Here is an 18,640-nt window from a genome sequence, read left to right on the forward strand (position 1 = left end):
ATAAAAGCACCTACCTTTCTTATTAACTTATCATAGAAGATCTTAATTTACAGAAATTATTTCACACACTCCATTAAATTTATTCGTACCTTTTTTAGACAAGCACTATAAAGATAAGTATAGAATTCAAGGCAGGTCAATAAGTTTGAAATTTCTTCAGATAATACATTTCTGATTTCAGCATCCCCCAGAACGCTTCCATTGGCCCGTTATCAATGCATCTGGATACTCTTGTCATGCTTTGCGTCATTCCTGCTTTGTTAAGCTTTTTGCAGAAGGATTTTGAGGTGTATTGGTATCCGCGGTCTCTGTGGAATAAAGGCTTTGCATCTGGATGGTTTTCATGGGCAATGTCAAAGGTTTCAAAAACAAGGGCATTATTATTGGAATGTCCAATGACAAAGGAAACAATACTTTTATCTGCTAAGTCCAGAATGGCGCTTAGGTATGCCTTCCCACTGGCTCCATATTTCATTTCTGTTACATCCGTCAGCCATTTTTCTCCAAAACGCTCCGCATGGAACTCCCGGTTTAAGATGTTTTCGGCAGTAACCTCTGGCGTTGATTTTACATAGTTTCTTCTCCTGCGCCGACACACGGATTTCAGATGTAAAATCCGCATAAGGCGCAGGATTCTCTTTGCGTTGACTAGAAATTCATTTTCACGGTTCAATTTAACCGTCATCTGCCTGTAACCCATAATCCTGCTTTTTTCCTCGTACGCATCCCTGATAAGGATGCATAATTTCTGGTTGAATTTCTCATTTTCACTTGGTTTCCAGTTCAGCCATTTATAATAAGCAGAACGCGAAATTCCCGCAAATCTGCAGAGTTCCGATATAGGGCATCCCTGCTCGTCATATATTTCCTGTATTGCCAGATAAAGCGTCTCATTTTGTGTCTGACTTAAAACCGTCTCCTTTCGATCTCATCGAGTTTTTTAAGAAAGCAGCCTCCAGCTGGGCTCTGCGCTTTTCCGCTTGAAGAAGCTTATTTTCCACACGCTGCTTCTCCAGTTACGACATTTCCGTTTCAGATTTTCTTTTCCCTCTTTTGTCAATAAGCCCTTCTGCGCCGTTTGACTGGTATTTCCTTGTCCATTGGTAAATCTGTTGGTAGGATACCTGGTATTTTTCTGCTGCCTGGGCATAATCCATCCCATGCTCTATACAGTATGTTACAATTTCCATCCGTTCCTCATATGAGGTTTTTCTTCCTTTGGCCATGATACTGTTTCCTCCTGTGAAAGAAGTTTTTTGATTTTCATGACCATTATACTTCATAATCCAGTTGCGAAGCTGTTTATCTGAGCGGATTCCATACTTTTTCTGGATTTCCCTTAATGTCCCTTTGCCGGAAAGGTAATCACAGACGGCATTGTGTTTTGTTTCGGCAGAATAGGCGCTGAGTTTGGGGGATGTTTTTAACCCATCTGCTCCCAGTGCCTGATACAAGGTCACCCACTCGATGATGCGTGTCCCATTTGTTCCCAGGCTTCGGGCAATACTTTCTGTTGAACAGCTTCCCTCCAGATACTTTGTGACAGCAGCCAGTTTCATCTCAAAAGAGTATTTTGAATGTTGTCCCATGAAATATGCTCCTCCTTACAGTGACAGTTTTATTATTTTGTCTGTCTACTATAAGGGGAGCATATCATAGTTTGAAATCACAAATCGTTGGCTCTGTTTTGTATTCCGCAATTTTTTACAATTCAAATAACAAGCCTGTTGGTATGATGTAAGCAGGCAAGAGAATTGTCAAAAAATTGAAAGGAAGTGTTGAAAATGGATTACAAAAATCTGTTTGAAAAATTCAATGAGGGAGGAAAGCTGCTGTTACCAGATGCCACAGTTACATTTGATGCTATCCCGTGGTCGAAACATCCTGCTTCCCCGGGTGTGGAGCTGAAGCACATTATCACATCCGAAAGGACAGACGGAGAATTTAGTTACCATCTTGTGAGGATAGCCCCTAATAAAAAGATTGGCAATCATATCCACGAGAATCAACTGGAAACGCATGAAGTAATCTCTGGCACAGGCGTGTGCGTTAATGACGGTGTGGAATTGCCCTATGAAGCGGGTATAATATCCATATTTCCCGTAGGCGTACCGCATGAAGTGATTGCAGGGGATGACGGGCTTTGCCTGTTCGCAAAGTTTATGCCCGCCCTCTGCTAATAGCTCTATCTGGTTATATCTCTTTCGTATCGCTGAATGACACGAGTGTCCCAGAGGGTATAGAGGTATTTTGGGGGATAATTCCAGAAGAATATTTATAAGTTAAAGGCGGCAAGCCTACCTGTTTTTCAAATTGCTTTATGAAGTGGCTTTGGTCGCAGAAACCCGTGGTCAAAGCTACTTCGGTTATTGTATCGGTTTCATGGATTAGGCGTTGCGCCTTGCGGATGCGGTTCTGGATTTGGAACTGGTGCGGTGCAAGCCCTACCTCTGCCTTGAAGCTTCTGATAAAGTGGTATTTGCTTAGAAAAGCGTTTTGTGCCATTTCCTCGACAGAAAGTTTGCATTCTGGGTATAACTCCAACTGTCTTTTTAAGTCATGGATATACGGGGGATGGATTTTAAGCTGCCAGTTGGAAGAATCCGAGGTTTTGTCCAGACAGTTTAATAGCTGTAATATCTGATAGTGACTAATTTTTCCCATATTCAGAGCCTGCATCAGAAGAAGTCCGATATGTTTTTGTATGGTGATAACATCTGTGTTGTTTACAGCATTCTTATCAATGCACAGGGTAAGCATGGAATAGCTGTCATGTGCCGAAATGCTATGCGGTTCATACGGAAATATTGTAAATGTTTCGTTTTGCTTATAAGTCCTTGCTTCCTTATTCGTTGTAAGGACTACGGAGCCGTCCAGTATGATACCGATTGTCAGTACGGAAACGTGGTTATGTAGCGGGTAGGATATAGTTGAATTTTTGCAGAAAATCAGCTCAATGCCTGTTTCTGCATGATATAAATATCGGATATTGTTTGTAGTCATAGGTTTTCCTCACGGTCTGTTATCCATTTCATGGACTTGTGTTATATGTTGGCATTGCAGCTTTCAAGTAAACGGTTTGTCCCTGTTATTTCAGCATCTACGAGGTCAATCATTCTTTTTACATTTGCAGAATGGGCAGAAGAAACTTCATTTTCCCATAACGGATTGATTTGTTTTTCAATCCCGGCACGGTACTTTTGCAGAATATTAAGCCGCTCCTGCAAAAGTTCCTGCTGTTCATCAGGGGTAAATGTACTTAGAAAAAAAGCGGCAATAGAAAAGATGTTTGTATCGTAGTTGAATTGCAGGATGGATGCTTTTAAAGTGTTTACAAATTCGCTTTTCCCCTTATCAGAAAGTTTGTAAACGGTGCGGTCTGGCATATTTCCGACTTTCTCGGTAGTGCCAGATATAAATTCCTTTTTCTCAAGGGTTTTTAAGGTCGAATATACCGTTGAATCAGCGATATTAAACCACCATTTCACATTCATGTAGTTTAAGAGTTTTATTATCTCGTATGCGTTAAGCGGTTTTTCGTATATGAAACCTAAAAGCATTGTGGCAGGTTTGGACAGCATATTTTTTCCTCCTTTATTGCCCGTTCTTTGGCATACAGGTATACCCGGAGGGTATTTCCTCCTTGACATTGGGTTGTATTCGCATTACTTTATATATAAAGTGGTTTTTATAGATATTACTATTATAACATATCAATGTAGAAAAAGGAATACTGGAAAAGGAGGTTTTTTATGCCGCAGCTCAATAAAGGGGGTAAATTTGTATTTGGTCTTTCCATTATAAACCCCGATTTAACAATATACATCCCGCCACAGGCATTGTTGGAATATGATGCACTGCGGGATGGAAAAGTGATAATTTTTACGGGAAGCAAAATAACAGGCGGCTTTTGCGTGACGACATATCCGCTGCTGTCAAATTCAAAACTCCGTCATATCTTGAGAGAATGTCCTGCATTAAGGGATTGTCAGCTTTCCGAGGGTGAGTTTACCCGATATAAAGGGCGCAAATATGCGTGGATTAACATTGATAAGGACGGAGCTGTTAAATTGCCGCAAAATACGTTGGACGTTTTAGAATTACAGTCTGGAATGGAGCTGTTGTCAATCCGCAGCAGTGATATTGCCTTTACAATGGGAGCAAAAGGACCGCTACTTGAAAAAGCACATAATTTTCATGGAGAAATTAAGAGATATTAGGAGTGATTGGAAAATGGGAAATATAATAAACAGTAAGTTGTTTCATTCAATTTTACTCTTTACAGTCATTGGCGAGTTTTTCCTTCCGTGGATATTGTGTCGGTATTATGATGGGTACAACAGTAAGACAATGGCTATGAGTGCGTTGGGAAGTCTGCAAAGCCCCGTTCGTGTTATTTATAATGCATGGTTAATATGGCTTGGATGTTTTCTGGCATTTGCAGCGATTGCATATTTTTTTGCTACGAAAAAAGATTTTCCAATCCTATCGGTTTTACTTTTGTTTTCACTGGGGACATTTGCTGTCGGAGCAGGATTGGTTTCGGGAATATTCCATGTGAATGAAAACAAAGACATTGTCTCTGCGGCTTCAAAAGTACACGGAATAAGTGCAGCAATCGGATTTATGGCATTATTGTTTTTTCCATTGATAAATGGGATTTTAGCATTCAAACAGAACAATGTTATTTTCGGCATTATATGTGTTATTTCTTTTATCCTGGCATTAATTTTTTTTGTCTGTTTTATCATGGGAGATAAAGAGCAGTTTCAAAATACCATGTTGAAATATGAGGGATTGTGGGAACGGTTGTCTTTACTTTGTATGTATATTCCTCTTACTTACAAGGCAGTCCATAATCTGCTGTCCTAAAGATAGCGGTTAAATGGAAAAGGTTTATTTAAAATGTTTGCCAAATCACATATGAGCAAAAAGTACCCAACAGAGGGGTTTACGGTAGAATGGAAAAGACATGATAATAGAGAAATTCATTTTGATATAGTCCGTTGCCTTTACAAAGAAATGTGTGAGAAATATTCCTGCCCAGAACTTTGTACGGTTTTCTGCCAAAGTGATATAATTGCTTTTTCGGGATATGAACCTAAGATTAGATTTGAACGCATGGGAACAATAGGAGGAGGTGCTAATTGTTGTGATTTTCATTTTATTCATGGAAAATAGATATTCAAGTAAAATCATTGAATGTGAGGAAACGGTATCGGTATAGTTGATTTAGAATACGTTGACTGGAAAGTGGGGGTATTATCATTTAGTGATTTAAAAACATAGCAAGAATGATGAAAAGATAAAAAACTCCTTGTGCTACAATATTTTATTGGAATACCGTACAGGCATATCATAATGCTTAAAAGTGCGGGAAAAAGGAAAGGAGGGAGCAAAATGCAAGGTCAGGCAGTACGCATTGTTTCACAGGCTATCCGCTATATCGAAGAACATCTGCATGAAAAGATGGATTTAGATATGGTGGCATCGGCACTGCACTATTCCAAATACCATCTGCATCGGATTTTTACAAAGACCATCAGCTTGACTATCCATGACTACGCAAAACGGCGGCAGCTTACAGAAGCAGCAAAAATTCTGGTGTTTTCTGCAAAACCGATTATCGAGATTGCCCTTATGAGCGGGTATGAAAGCCAGCAGGCATTTACGGATATTTTTAAGGCGATGTATAAGACTTCCCCTGCCCAATTTCGGGAAACGGAAAACTTCTACCCGTTACAGCTTGAAATTTATCTGAAGGAGGAACTTATAAAAATGGATTTGACAAAAGACAATATAAAATTTGCCACGCCCGAGGATGCGGATGACTGGATGGAACTGGTAAGCCTCACGATTGACGGCTATCCATGTCTGGATACGGGAGATTACACCGCAAACCTACATCAGTATATTGCGGATAAAAAGGCTCTGATATTGCGGGATGACGATATGGCTATTGGAGTGATGGGATTTTCGCCCGACACAGGCAGCATAGACTTTCTGGCTGTCCATCCGCAGTATCGGCATCTCGGCATTACAAAGCTGTTCCTTGATAAGTTGGCAGACGAGTTGCTTTATGGGAAAGAGATTACGTTGACGACATACCGTGCAGGCGATAAGGCAGATACGGGCTGGCGGGAAGAATACCGCCGTCTTGGATTTGCAGAACGGGAACTGCTTGTGGAATATGGCTATCCGACACAGCGTTTCGTGCTTCCACCGAAAAACAAGGAGGAAACAAGGAATGACCGAAACACAGAAAAACCCGTTAGCAGAGAGCTTTAACGCCCTATCCCTTGTCAGATTTGCTTTCCCAAGCATGGTGATGATGCTGTTTATGGGATTATACACCATTGTAGACACGATTTTCATCGCACGGTTTGTAGACACGAACGCTTTGTCGTCCATCAATATCGTCTGCCCCGTCATCAATCTGATTGTCGGGCTGGGGACGATGCTTGCGACAGGAGGAAGTGCGGTCGTTGCGAAGAAAATGGGGAATGGAAACACAGAAGAAGCCCGAAGCAATTTCACATTGATTGTTGTGGCAGGAGCGGTTATCGGTCTGCTGATTACAGCGGCAGGGCTTCTTTTTTTGGATAAAATCATCTGGGGATTGGGGGCGAATGAAATATTGTTCCCATATTGCAGGGATTATCTGACGATACAGCTCATTTTCATCGCTTTTAACATGATGCAGGTGCTATATCAGAATCTTTTTGTGACGGCGGGGAAACCAACATTAGGCTTAGTGCTTGCTGTTTTGTCGGGGATTGCCAATATTGTTTTTGATTATGTCTTTATCGTTTTACTGCAAATGGGAATCAAGGGAGCAGCTATTGGGACAGGCATCGGATATATGATACCGTCAATTATCGGTACAATATTTTTTCTGATGAAAAGAAGTGAGCTGCACTTTTGCAAGCCTAATATGGACGCATCTGTTCTGCTGAAAAGCTGTTCCAACGGTGCATCGGAAATGGTAAGTCAGTGTTCGACTGCCGTAACGACATTTCTGTTTAATGTAACGATGATGAAGCTATTAGGCGAGGACGGCGTGGCGGCGATTACAGTTATTATATATTCGCAGTTCCTCTTAACAACGCTTTATATTGGCTTTTCTATGGGAACAGCCCCCGTTGTAAGCTATAACTATGGGAGCGGAAATGTAAAACAGCTAAAAAAGACCGTCCGTATCTGTTTTAGATTTATAGCGGGGATTTCCATATTTGCATTTTTATTTTCCATGTTTGGCGGGGAAAGCATTGCAAAGGTATTTGCTGAAAATAACAGGAATGTTTTTGAGATTACAAAGAATGGATTTAGCATTTTTTCATTCAGCTTTCTGTTCTCTGGATGCAATATTTTTTCATCCGCTTTATTTACGGCGTTATCGAATGGAAAGGCATCGGCAACCATATCTTTCCTGCGGACATTTGGATTTATTACGGTGTCCCTTTTGGTATTGCCGAGATTTTTAGAGGTAACGGGCGTATGGCTTGCAGTACCGTTTGCGGAACTCTTCACGCTTATGCTGACAGTATATCTGCTATGCAGGCATCGGAAACAATACAATTATTTTTGAAAGAAAGGCAGGCAGGAAATTGAAACAGACAGAATGGATATTATGCCCTGTCTACGGGAGCAAAACCCGCAGCAGAATTAGGGAGGATACTATTCTGATAAATTATCCTCTCTACTGCCCGAAATGCAGGCAGGAAAGATTGATAGAAGTGAAAAATCTGCATGTGACAGTGGTTGGGAATGAATGGAAAAACGATATTTAGGAGAAAGAAATGATACGACCATTAGGAGAAAAGGACTTTGATACGGTATGTGGTATTGTAAATGAGAACTGGAAAAATGTTTATTCTGGATATGTCAATCCGCTGCTGCTAAATTCAGATGGATGTGCAGCAAGGACACGCCGATTAAAGACAGATTTTGTTGCTGGCAGACTGTCAGAGTATGTGTGGGAGGAAGAAAACCGAGTGTCGGCAATGTTGTCTTTTGGAGATACGGCAGATGCGGATATGGCAGGGGCATTTGAAATCTGGCGTATTTATGTTGCTTCCCAATTTCAAGGGAAAGGAATTGGGAAAATGTTGATGGATTTTGCCGAGCAAGAGGCGGAGGAACAAGGGTATAAAGAAATTGTGATATGGGCGTTTAAAAATAACCATCATGCGGTTTCCTTTTATAAAAAAAGAGGATACAGCATCGACAAAGAAGAATATTTAAGTGAGCCGTATTTTTCAATGGGAATACGGTTAAAGAAGAATATAGGATAGAGCCAGACACATAGATGCAGAGCCAATGAACGTGTGGAAAACCATAGTCTGTTGGCTCTGTTTTTATACAAGCGTAACATCTAATTTAATTATGCAATACCTCTTATATAAGATATAAAATTTCCTATTATGAGAGATAAAAACTGAAAATTTCATAAAAATAGGATTTGACAAACTGCTGGTTTTCATGCTAAAATAATTTGAACTAATTTTAAAGGAGAATAGTTTCATGAGCTTTTACATTACAAACGAACTTCCGCCTAAAAAGAAAATCAGCTCTGTACAATCAAATCCGATGAAACATTGTACAGAGTATAGCGTAATATAACACGTTAGGATTTCATCGGGAAATACAGCAGTACATGAGAGGGATTTTATATCTTTTTCATATATTGTTTCTTTTCCCGTACAAATTTGTGTTCAGCAGGCTATGGACAGTGTTTTGTCCGTAGCCTTTTGTTGTATATGGGCTGTTTCCTAAAAGCGGTTTGTGATGGAACGGATATAGCAGAAGGCATGATACCAAGAGTATCTGACTTCTGCTATTTTTTTGCCCATTTTGGAAAATCAGACAGGCAAAAGAGAGGACAATGATTATGAGTTTATTAGAAGTTACGGGATTAACACATTCTTTTGGAGAAAATTATCTGTTTAAAAATGCGGATTTTACATTGAACAAAGGGGAGCATATCGGAATTGTCGGTCAGAACGGGGCGGGAAAAAGCACGTTCATAAAGATTTGCACAGAGCAGCTTATCCCCGACTCTGGCAGGATAGTATGGCAGCCGAACACAAAAATAGGGTATCTCGACCAATACGCCCAAATTGAAAAAAGCGTGGCGATGAGGGAGTTCCTGCAATCCGCATTTTCTGGGCTGTATGAGATAGAAAACAGGATGAATGAGCTGTACTGCCAGTCTGCGGATGGGGATATGGCGAAGCTAAGCACGGCGGCAAGGTATCAGGAAGAATTGGAGCGTAAGGAGTTTTATTTGATTGACACAAAGATAGAACAGGTGGCAACAGGTCTGGGCTTGACGGCAGTCGGGTTAGACAGACCGATTGAACAGATGAGCGGCGGGCAGAGGGCAAAGGTCATACTGGCAAAATTACTGCTTGAGAAGCCAGATATTTTGCTTTTGGACGAGCCGACAAACTTCTTGGACAAGGAACATGTTACATGGCTTGCCGAATATCTTTCCAGCCTGCCAAACGCTTTTCTGGTAGTATCGCATGACTATGACTTTTTAGAGAAAATATCCACAAGAATATGCGATATTGACAACGAGAAAATCACGAAATATTTTGGCACTTATTCAGAGTTCACGAGAAAAAAGGCACTGCTCCGTGAGGATTATATCAGACAGTATGCCGCACAGCAGAAAACAATCAAAAAGACGGAAGAATTTATCCGCAGGAATATTGCAGGGAGAAAGTCAAAAATGGCTCGTGGCAGACACAAACAGCTTGACCGAATGGATAAGATGGAAGCTCTGGAACAGAAAGAAATCAAGCCGCATTTTCGGTTTGCAGCTCTCCCGCTGACTACGACAGAGCATCTAAAAGTAAAACATCTGGATGTAGGCTACCACTATCCTGTTTTGTCAGATATCAGTTTTTCCATAAAAGGGGGAGAAAAAATTATTATGACGGGATTTAACGGCATCGGCAAATCCACCCTGCTAAAAACACTTATCAGCCAAATACCCTCATTAAGTGGGAGTTTCCGTTTTTCGGAGCAGGTAAAGATTGGGTATTTTGAGCAGGAGCTGGCATGGGCAGATATAGAAAAAACGCCCATTCAGATTGTTTCCGATACTTACCCGTTGCTTACGATAAAAGACGTGAGAAAGCGTCTTGCAGGCTGCGGCATCTCAAGCAAACACGCCATGCAGGAAATCGGGACTTTGAGCGGAGGAGAACAGGCAAAGGTTAAAATGTGCCTGCTTATGATGAAGCCGTGCAATTTCCTTATCATGGATGAGCCGACAAACCACCTTGATGCGCTTGCGAAAGAATCGTTGAAAACCGCATTGGAGGAATTTGAGGGAACAGTGCTATTGGTGTCACATGAAGAAGCGTTTTACTGTGAGTGGACGCAGAAAGTGATAAATATAGAGAAGAAAATATAGGTCAAAAGCACATTTTGTAAATAGTGCCAGAGGTAAGGGGAAGCCCGCCAAATAAAAAACAGCGTTTGGTGGGCTGCTTTGCCATGCCAAAAATAAAAGTCCTTCCAAACCTGCCTTAGTTTGGAGGGATTTTTATTGGTGTGCCCACCGGGCACACCAAACAGGTGAAGGGGTTTAAAAATCCTTTCACCTGTTTTCCTTTATGGCAAAAATGGGACGGCTCTTTGACAACCGAATAGTCATTCACCAAATACATTCTCTTTGTGGTTTGAACAAAGCGTGTGCAGCGGTACGCCATGACCCGCCGAAAGACGGCAAACGGAAAATACCGACTGAAAATATCGGGCAGCTCCCGATTTCGCCAAGACCCACAAAGAAGATAATGATACTCCTGTCCAGCCACAGTCCGAGCGGTAACCAGTCCGCCGCAGGCAATGGGGACGGCTCTGTCAGACCGACAGTTGGGGGTGCAACTTCCGTGGCGTCAGTTCGCTGCTGACCGTTTGGTGATTTTCCTTGCGTAATCACGCATCAGCATTTTCGGGATGTCGGGGACAAATAGAAAATGCTTTTTATCATAAAGCCAGATGCAGGGCGGTCATTGAAAATAGGGCTTGTTTTATGCTCTCCCGGCCTTAAATACTTCCTTGCGTCTGGCTGTTACATAGGCAGGGTATTCCTGCCTAAATCCAGATAGGAGGTTCTAAAGAATATGGAAAGAACAATTAGACGTGGCGACATCTACTACGCAGAGCTTAATCCCGTTGTCGGTTCGGAGCAGGGCGGCATACGACCCGTACTTATCATTTCTAATGATATAGGAAATAGCCACAGCCCAACAGTCATTATCGCTGCCATAACAGGTAAAACACAGACAAAGGCAAAATTACCGACACATATCGAAGTAAAGGATGTTGAGGGGCTTGACAGGGACTCTATCATCCTGCTTGAACAGATACGGACGATTGATAAACGATGTTTGCGGGAGTATATGGGAACTCTTGACAAGCGTTTTCTTCCTGCAATGGACAAAGCATTGGCAATCAGTATTGGATTAAACGGATATTTGCACTGCCCGATGAAGCAGGGCAGACTCTCGGATTCTTTGCCTGCTCATGAATGTTGTCCGCTGCATGATGACAGCGTTCAAAAAAAGGATTAGCCCCTCGTTATATGGTACAATCATTCGCTCATATATTGAGAATGAGGGAGGTGCTGCCTATTGAAGCATAGAGAATTTAGGTATGTTGGCGAGCCTGTTCCAGAATTGAATGAGCAGGAACATGCAGTATTTCTTATGAATTTTCAAAGGTCAATCCTTTTATCATTAGAAAAACGGAATCTGTTGACCGCATCACAGCGGGAACGCTGTTTGCTTGAGCTTGAAAAACAATATCGTCTAAATTAGAAAAAAGCAACGTCAGGCATAACCGCTTGACGTTTTTACATAGTCAAGTGTGAGAAAACAGAGGATATTCGCAATGCCCGATAAAGCGGGGCAGGCTCTCCACTTTCGTTACTTGCTCATGAATACAGTTGTAATTTATGTTCTGTATTCAAATTTGCACATTCGACATACTATTTTCAATTAACTATACTGAAAATACGGCAAGGGATTGTCGGGAAAGGAGATATTCTTATGTCAATAGATAAATACGAAACACTAAATCAAGAAAGGAAGATACAGCACACAAAGAGAAAGGTTGCCGCATACTGCCGTGTATCTACGGACAACGAAGACCAGGCAAATTCATTTGAAAGCCAGCAGCGTTATTTCAGACAGTATATAGAGCGTAATCCCGATTGGGAGCTTTATGAAGTGTTCGCAGATGAAGGAATCTCTGGTACGAATACGAAAAAACGGAAAGAATTTAACCGCATGATTGCGTGTGCAAAGAACGGTGATTTTGATTTGATTGTAACAAAAGAAATCTCCCGTTTTGCGAGAAATACCCTTGATAGTATATTCTATACCCGTGACCTCAAAAAGCACGGCGTGGGTGTTATCTTTATGAATGATAACATCAACACTTTAGACGGCGATGCAGAGCTTCGCCTTGCCATTATGTCCTCGATTGCACAGGAGGAAAGCCGTAAGACTTCCGAGCGTGTGAAATGGGGGCAGAAACGCCAGATGGAGCAGGGAGTTGTGTTTGGGCGGAGTATGCTTGGCTACGATGTGAAAGATGGCAAAATGTATATTAATGAGGATGGGGCAAAAGTTGTCCGTCTTATCTTCCATAAGTTTGTAAATGAGGGGAAAGGAACTCATGTGATTGCCCGTGAGCTTCGGGAGGATGGCATTAAGCCCATGCGTGTAAAGGAATGGCAGAACACAGTCATTCTCCGAGTTATCCGCAATGAAAAATACTGCGGTGATTTGGTGCAGAAGAAAACCTATACGCCAGACTTTTTATCCCATGAAAAGAAGTATAACCGAGGGCAAGAGGAATTTGTGATTATCAAAGACCATCATGAGCCGATTATCTCCCGTGAGCTTTTCGATAAGGCAAACCGCATTTTGGATGAAAAGTCGCTTTCACAGGAGGGCAAAGCGAAACACAGCAACCGTTATCCATTTTCTGGGAAAATCAAATGCGGATGCTGCGGTTCAAGTTATGTGGCGAGATATAAAACCCGAAAAAATGGAAACCGCTATAAGGCGTGGCGGTGTCTTGAAGCTGCAAGACATGGAAGCCCTCATGTGGACAAAGCAGGGAATCAAGTTGGATGCAGTGGACTTAGCATACGCAACGAAGATGCAACCCACATCATGTACCTTGTCACGAGCTGCTTAAAGTATAATAAGGAGAAAATCACTAATAATTTGCTTGCTATTATCAAGTCTATTATCGCAATGGATACCGCAGGTACAGACAGTGAGAAACTAAAATCACAGATAAAAGCCATTGAACAAAAACGCACAAACCTCATTGACCTTTATACATCTGGCGATATTACCAGAGATGAATTTTCAGCAGCAAGAGCAAAGTGCGAGAATGAGATTGCCGAACTGCAATCCGTGATAGATAGCATGCCTAAGTATCCAGGCAAATGCTCCGGTGGAGCATTTGATCGGATAGACAAACAAAGGGAGATGATAGAAAAACAGCAAGAGCTTGTTGCTGAAATTACAGAAGCCATGAATGGGCTTATAAATGGTGTGGAATATGAAGATGATTTTTACAAAGAAATCTTAGATAAAATGGTTGTGAATGACAAAGACCATATTGATGTGTATTTGAACCTGCTCCCCCTCAAATGGAGCTACACGGTTGCAAAAAGCGTAAACTGTCCGCAGGGTAGACCGCTAAAATAAGCGCAAGCCTCTGAGATGGAACATTTCAGGGGCTTCTCTACCGATATCAGTCAAAATAGCAGCTACTTCATTATAAGGCATGGAATAACGCTGTGAGATATAGCGCATAGATGCCCCAAGCTCCCCATCAGGCCCGCCATACTGCGACATAATAACCTGCGCAATTTTAGCGTTGGGTTCCTTGATATTAACGGGATACTGTAATCTTTTCTCATAACTCCACATAAATTAGCATCCTCCTTCCCAAGGCCAGGGCTGTGTAGCCCATTTCCATTCATTCTGCTTACAGCCGTGTGCATCGGAAATCCTAAGGGGGCCGTATTTTACGGCATATTCCCGCATAGCCTGATTTTGCATGTGTACATAGTGGCTTAGATATTCCATTGCATCTCTGTCGGTGGGATGCGTATCCAGATATTCATTCATCTCTACAACTACAAAGCTGATTACACCGATATCATGAAGAAGTCTGCTTCTTTCACTGTTATTGTTGTTTTCGCTCATCATTTTTCACATCTCCTTCCTGTAAAGGGTTTTTCCAGTTCAGGGAAAATGGTGCCTGTATTGTAGGCTTCATCTAAATTTTCAAAAACATTTGTTAAATGCTGCCAAGGAACATATGCCATTGCCAGTGGAAAACGGTCAAAATATTCATTAAAACTGTAATCCTGCATAATTCTCCTCTCATAAAATCTAAAGTAATTTAATACTATAGTATGATGGGGAAAATCTCTGGTTCCAAAAAACTCATATTTTCACTATTGATTACTATTCACGGCCTGGGAGTCGCTCATAGTAATATTCGGGGCGATATTCCAAGTTTCGCTTCGCAAAAATCGCCCCTCACACCTGAATCACGTTCTCACGGAATGCGCAGTAAATGTGCATTCCTGACCCGTGAAAAGTAACCACTATTTTCTTCAACCCATCCAAAGATTGAATATTACTTGCAAACAAAGGGTGGTTATGCTTTAATGTTACTGGAAATATTTTTTGGCAAAAGAGGGAAAAGAGATGTCATTATTTGAGGGCATAAAAGGAAAGATATATGAAATCAAGGGCCTGTACGTGGAGGAGGGAATCACCCGCCGCCTACAGGCTCTTGGTCTGAATGACGGGACAGTCGTTACCGTCCTTAATAGAAAGAAAGATGGGGCATTAATTATAAGGGTGCGTGGGACAAGGCTTGCCATTGGCAGGCATATCAGTCAGGGGATTGACGTGGAGGAAAGAGCGCTATGAGAATGAAAGAAACTGTCCATGTGGCATTTGTAGGCAATCCTAATTGCGGTAAGACCACCCTGTTTAATGCAATTACAGGCGCCCGGCTTAAGGTGGCTAATTGGCCCGGTGTTACAGTGGAAAAAATTGAAGGAGAAGCGGAATATGAGGATGTCCATATGACGCTTGTAGATACGCCGGGAATTTATTCTCTTACCTGTTATACCATAGAAGAAAAGGTGACAAGAAATTGTGTAATGGATGATGATATTGAGGTAATTGTCAATGTGGTTGACGCATCTTCGCTTGAGAGAAATTTATATTTGACGTTACAACTTTTAGAGCTGGGAAAGCCCGTAGTTCTTGCACTGAATATGATGGATATGGTGGAGGAGAGGGGGATGGAAATCGACCTGCACAGGCTGCCGGAGCTTTTAGGGGATATCCCGGTGGTGCCGGTTTCCGCCGCCAAGCGAAAGGGATTGGATATTTTGCTTCATGCTGTGATACATCACTATGAGGAAGATTCAAAACGGGAAGTCTTGCATTACAGCCAGGAAATAGAAGAAAAGATAGACAAGCTCTCCCAGCGGATGGAGACCTTTTATCCTACCCATTCCTCTATCCGGTGGCATGCCATTAAGCTTCTTGAATATGATGGGGATGTAAGGAAAGAGCATCCCATCGAAACCGCAGATGTGATTACCCACAGCTATGAAAAGGAAATCATTCAAACAAAATATGCATATATTGAAGGGATTATAAAAGAAGTCCTGTTTTATAAGGCGAAAAAGACAGATCGTACGGACCGCATAGACAGGCTGCTGACCCATCCTGTGTGGGGCGTTCCCATCTTTTTGAGTATTATGGCCTTTGTATTTTTTCTTACATTTACGATAGGAGACTGGCTGAAAGGCTATTTTGAGGTTTTTCTGGATTTGTTTTCCGGAAGAATGTCAGAATTACTGATGCATATAGGTACGGCTGATTGGCTTACGTCCTTAATTGTAGATGGCATTATTGCAGGAGTAGGCGGGATTCTCACTTTTATCCCCAATATTGCAATCTTGTTTTTGGCGCTGGCAATTTTGGAAGACAGCGGTTATATGTCCAGAGTGGCCTATGTGATGGATGGCATTATGGGGAAAGCAGGGCTTTCCGGCAAGGCATTCCTTCCCATGGTACTTGGTTTTGGATGCACGGTTCCGGCGATTATGGCCTCCCGTGCCCTTGAAACGGAAAAAGACCGCAGAAGGACCATGATTATTACGCCGTTTATGTCCTGTTCGGCGCGGCTTCCGGTTTATGTGCTTTTTTCAGGAATGTTTTTTGGTAAATATGCCCATGTGGCCGCTTTTTCTATGTATGTGATTGGTATGCTGTGCGCAATCCTTGTGGCAAGGGCGCTCCATGTCTGTGAAAAGGAAAAGGAAAACGATAGTCTTTTGATCGAATTGCCGGAATACAAAAGACCAAACGGAAGAACCATTCGCATCTATGTATGGAACAAGCTCAAGGATTATCTTTCTAAGGCGGGAACTACTATTTTTATTGCATCTATTATCATTTGGGCGGTACTTAATTTTGGGTTTTCCGGTATGGTAACGGATCCGGCAGACAGCTTTGGTGCAGCAATCGGCAGAGGGTTAGAGCCGGTTATGCGTCCAGCAGGTCTTGGTATGTGGCAGATTGTTGTTTCATTGATTGCCGGAATATCCGCAAAAGAAGTGGTGGTTTCAAGCTTTTCCGTCCTTTTTGGCGTGGGAAATGCCCAAACAGCGGCAGGACTTAGCACAGTGGCTACAAATTTAAAAAATATTGACCCTTCTTTTGGACCTTTGAACGCTTACTGTATGATGCTGTTTGTACTTTTGTACGTTCCCTGCGCGGCAGCGGTGGCAACCATTCGAAAAGAAAGTGGTTCCACATCCTTTACCGTAAAGCTCTCTATTTTTCAGATTGTTTTTGCCTGGCTTATGGCCACGATTGTTTTTCAAGTGGGCAGCTTTCTATTATAATTTATGGGAATGTTAGTTGTTGACTTCCTTCAAGGTATGTGCAAAAATAAATAGGAAAATATAGTTTACAAAATATTTACGGTATGCGAAGGGAATAGATTGAGAAAGCGAAGGTTTTTCAATCTGGTTGTCGGAAGGCGGAGGTAATTATGAGAGGAATAGATACACAGGTTCGTAAAATCAGGAGACGAATTTTTAAAGAAGTGGCAAATCTTGCCTACACATCCACAAATTTAAAAGATGATGTGGAAGCGTTACCTTATAAGATTGTTAATTACGAAGAATCGGAATATGAAAATGTATATCGGGAGCGTGCTATTGTGAGAGAACGGATACGGCTTGCAATGGGATTATCCCTGCGTCCTGAAAATGCGCCTGTCCATGTGACTCAGGGGTTGGAGGAGAGTAATATTGATGAAAAATATTATGAGCCTCCTTTGATGCAGGTGATTCCTTCCGCCTGCAATGCATGTCCTGAAAATAAATATGAAGTGACGGATAAATGTATGGGCTGCGTGGCGCACCCCTGCCGGGAAGTATGCCCGAAGGGCGCTATCAGCATGAAAAACGGAAAATCCGTCATTGACCAGGAAAAATGTATCAGATGCGGAAAGTGTAAGTCAATTTGTCCCTACGATGCCATTTCCCACCAGGTCCGCCCCTGTCTTGGACACTGTGGCGTCAATGCAATCAAAAATGACAAAAAAGGCCGCGCCTATATAGATACGGATTTATGCGTATCCTGCGGACAGTGTATGGTAAGCTGTCCTTTTGGGGCAATTGCGGATAAATCCCAGATTTTCCAGTTGATTCGTGCCATGCAGTCGGGCCGGAAGATCATAGCCCAGGTGGCGCCGGCTTTTGTAGGACAGTTTGGGAAGGATGCCACACCGGATAAGATCAAGTCAGCTCTCAAGGAATTGGGCTTTTATGATGTATATGAGACGGCAATCGGCGCGGATATGGGCGCCATGACAGAAGCGGAGCACTATGTGGAGGAGGTTGTTACAGGCAAACTGCCCTTCCTTCTTACTTCCTGCTGTCCCTCCTGGTCTATGCTTGCCAAGAAGTTTTTCCCGGAAACCATAGACAAGATTTCCAATGCACTAACGCCTATGGTAGCCACCGCCCGCAAAATCAAAGAAGACCATCCGGACGCCAGCGTGGTATTTATCGGGCCATGCGCTTCTAAAAAGTTAGAGGCTTCCCGCCGGACGATCCGCTCTGATGTGGATTTTGTCATTACCTTTGAGGAACTGGCCGGAATGTTTGAAGCAAAGGGGCTTTTGCCCGCACAGGAGGAAAAAGTTGAGCCTATGAATGACGCCACGGGAGCAGGCAGGGGTTATGGTGTGGCCGGCGGTGTGGCAAGTGCAATCGAAGAATGTATCCGGGAATACCATCCTGATGTGGAAGTAAATATAGAACATGCGGAGAGCCTTACGGAATGTAAAAAAATGCTGATGCTTGCCAAGGCAGGGAAAAAGAACGGCTGTCTCATTGAGGGGATGGCATGCCCCGGAGGCTGCGTTGCAGGGGCAGGTACCAATATTGCAATTCCACAGGCAATGAAAGAGGTAGCCGGCTTTAAGGCCCAGGCTAAGAAAAAGATTCCCACCAGGGGATAACAAACGCCGTCATGCTTCGCAAGCCGGC

Annotated in this window: 20 protein-coding genes and 1 pseudogene; 14 read left to right on the plus strand and 7 right to left on the minus strand. The window is 42.4% G+C overall.

The features are described from left to right. Nucleotides 1-136 precede the first annotated feature (136 nt). Nucleotides 137-880: an IS3 family transposase gene (locus D5281_RS02000; protein WP_160558684.1), complete on the minus strand. Its 744-nt coding sequence runs from the start codon at nt 878-880 to the stop codon at nt 137-139. Nucleotides 881-1,016: 136 nt separating this feature from the next. Continuing rightward, nucleotides 1,017-1,589 (minus strand): helix-turn-helix domain-containing protein, encoded by a 573-nt coding sequence (locus D5281_RS02005; RefSeq protein WP_160558484.1) that lies wholly within the window; start codon nt 1,587-1,589, stop codon nt 1,017-1,019. A gap of 195 nt (nt 1,590-1,784) precedes the next feature. On the opposite strand from D5281_RS02005, the gene D5281_RS02010 reads away from it, so the two are divergent. Continuing rightward, a complete protein-coding gene (locus tag D5281_RS02010; protein ID WP_160558485.1) occupies nt 1,785-2,180 on the plus strand; it encodes a cupin domain-containing protein in 396 nt (131 codons plus the stop codon). Between the two features lie 13 nt (nt 2,181-2,193). Here D5281_RS02010 and D5281_RS02015 read toward each other — a convergent pair whose 3' ends face one another. Further along, on the minus strand, nt 2,194-3,003 hold the full coding sequence (locus tag D5281_RS02015; RefSeq protein WP_160558486.1) for a helix-turn-helix domain-containing protein: 810 nt from the start codon (nt 3,001-3,003) through the stop codon (nt 2,194-2,196). Between the two features lie 41 nt (nt 3,004-3,044). Beyond that, nucleotides 3,045-3,581 carry a PadR family transcriptional regulator gene (locus D5281_RS02020; protein WP_160558487.1) on the minus strand — a complete coding sequence of 179 codons (537 nt, stop codon included), beginning with the start codon at nt 3,579-3,581 and terminating at the stop codon, nt 3,045-3,047. Nucleotides 3,582-3,752: 171 nt separating this feature from the next. Between D5281_RS02020 and D5281_RS02025 the strand changes: the two genes are divergently transcribed. The 10 genes from D5281_RS02025 (at nt 3,753) to D5281_RS02070 (ending at nt 13,745) form a co-directional block, all read left to right on the plus strand. Further along, nucleotides 3,753-4,220: a hypothetical protein gene (locus D5281_RS02025; RefSeq protein WP_160558488.1), complete on the plus strand. Its 468-nt coding sequence runs from the start codon at nt 3,753-3,755 to the stop codon at nt 4,218-4,220. Nucleotides 4,221-4,233: 13 nt separating this feature from the next. Beyond that, nucleotides 4,234-4,872, plus strand: coding sequence for a DUF998 domain-containing protein (locus tag D5281_RS02030; RefSeq protein ID WP_160558489.1), 639 nt, complete (start codon nt 4,234-4,236; stop codon nt 4,870-4,872). Between the two features lie 51 nt (nt 4,873-4,923). Next, a complete protein-coding gene (locus tag D5281_RS27140) occupies nt 4,924-5,181 on the plus strand; it encodes an L-2-amino-thiazoline-4-carboxylic acid hydrolase (RefSeq protein WP_408637257.1) in 258 nt (85 codons plus the stop codon). A gap of 219 nt (nt 5,182-5,400) precedes the next feature. Next, complete coding sequence (locus D5281_RS02040; protein ID WP_160558491.1) at nt 5,401-6,288, plus strand: GNAT family N-acetyltransferase; 888 nt, start codon at nt 5,401-5,403, stop codon at nt 6,286-6,288. Continuing rightward, nucleotides 6,248-7,588, plus strand: coding sequence for an MATE family efflux transporter (locus D5281_RS02045; protein ID WP_160558492.1), 1,341 nt, complete (start codon nt 6,248-6,250; stop codon nt 7,586-7,588). The genes D5281_RS02040 and D5281_RS02045 overlap by 41 nt, the downstream gene beginning before the upstream one ends. Before the next feature lie 19 nt (nt 7,589-7,607). After that, on the plus strand, nt 7,608-7,790 hold the full coding sequence (locus tag D5281_RS02050; protein WP_160558493.1) for a cysteine-rich KTR domain-containing protein: 183 nt from the start codon (nt 7,608-7,610) through the stop codon (nt 7,788-7,790). Between the two features lie 9 nt (nt 7,791-7,799). Then, entirely contained in the window at nt 7,800-8,294 is a 495-nt protein-coding gene (locus D5281_RS02055) for a GNAT family N-acetyltransferase (RefSeq protein WP_160558494.1), read from the plus strand. A 596-nt stretch (nt 8,295-8,890) separates the two neighbouring features. Then, nucleotides 8,891-10,426 (plus strand): ABC-F family ATP-binding cassette domain-containing protein, encoded by a 1,536-nt coding sequence (locus D5281_RS02060; RefSeq protein WP_160558495.1) that lies wholly within the window; start codon nt 8,891-8,893, stop codon nt 10,424-10,426. 712 nt (nt 10,427-11,138) lie between these two features. Continuing rightward, complete coding sequence (locus tag D5281_RS02065) at nt 11,139-11,588, plus strand: type II toxin-antitoxin system PemK/MazF family toxin (protein ID WP_160558496.1); 450 nt, start codon at nt 11,139-11,141, stop codon at nt 11,586-11,588. Between the two features lie 477 nt (nt 11,589-12,065). Further along, entirely contained in the window at nt 12,066-13,745 is a 1,680-nt protein-coding gene (locus tag D5281_RS02070; protein WP_160558497.1) for a recombinase family protein, read from the plus strand. Between the two features lie 12 nt (nt 13,746-13,757). Here the strand turns inward: D5281_RS02070 and D5281_RS02075 are convergent. The 3 genes and pseudogenes from D5281_RS02075 to D5281_RS02085 all read right to left on the minus strand — a co-directional run. Further along, nucleotides 13,758-13,970, minus strand: a pseudogene (locus tag D5281_RS02075) (manganese catalase family protein); the annotation flags it as partial. Between the two features lie 3 nt (nt 13,971-13,973). Next, a complete protein-coding gene (locus D5281_RS02080) occupies nt 13,974-14,252 on the minus strand; it encodes a spore coat protein CotJB (RefSeq protein ID WP_277935127.1) in 279 nt (92 codons plus the stop codon). Beyond that, a complete protein-coding gene (locus D5281_RS02085) occupies nt 14,249-14,419 on the minus strand; it encodes a spore coat associated protein CotJA (protein ID WP_160558499.1) in 171 nt (56 codons plus the stop codon). Before D5281_RS02085 ends, D5281_RS02080 begins: the two co-directional genes overlap by 4 nt. Nucleotides 14,420-14,759: 340 nt before the next feature. On the opposite strand from D5281_RS02085, the gene D5281_RS02090 reads away from it, so the two are divergent. From D5281_RS02090 to D5281_RS02100, 3 genes are all read left to right on the plus strand, one after another. Then, entirely contained in the window at nt 14,760-14,987 is a 228-nt protein-coding gene (locus tag D5281_RS02090; protein ID WP_160558500.1) for a FeoA family protein, read from the plus strand. Further along, nucleotides 14,984-16,984 carry a ferrous iron transport protein B gene (gene feoB / locus D5281_RS02095; protein ID WP_330584754.1) on the plus strand — a complete coding sequence of 667 codons (2,001 nt, stop codon included), beginning with the start codon at nt 14,984-14,986 and terminating at the stop codon, nt 16,982-16,984. Before D5281_RS02090 ends, feoB begins: the two co-directional genes overlap by 4 nt. 149 nt (nt 16,985-17,133) lie before the next feature. Then, entirely contained in the window at nt 17,134-18,612 is a 1,479-nt protein-coding gene (locus tag D5281_RS02100) for a 4Fe-4S dicluster domain-containing protein (protein WP_160558501.1), read from the plus strand. The last annotated feature ends 28 nt before the right edge of the window (nt 18,613-18,640 follow it).

Origin of the sequence: Parablautia muri (assembly GCF_009917485.1) — a bacterium.
GTDB classification, from domain to species: domain Bacteria; phylum Bacillota; class Clostridia; order Lachnospirales; family Lachnospiraceae; genus Suilimivivens; species Suilimivivens muri.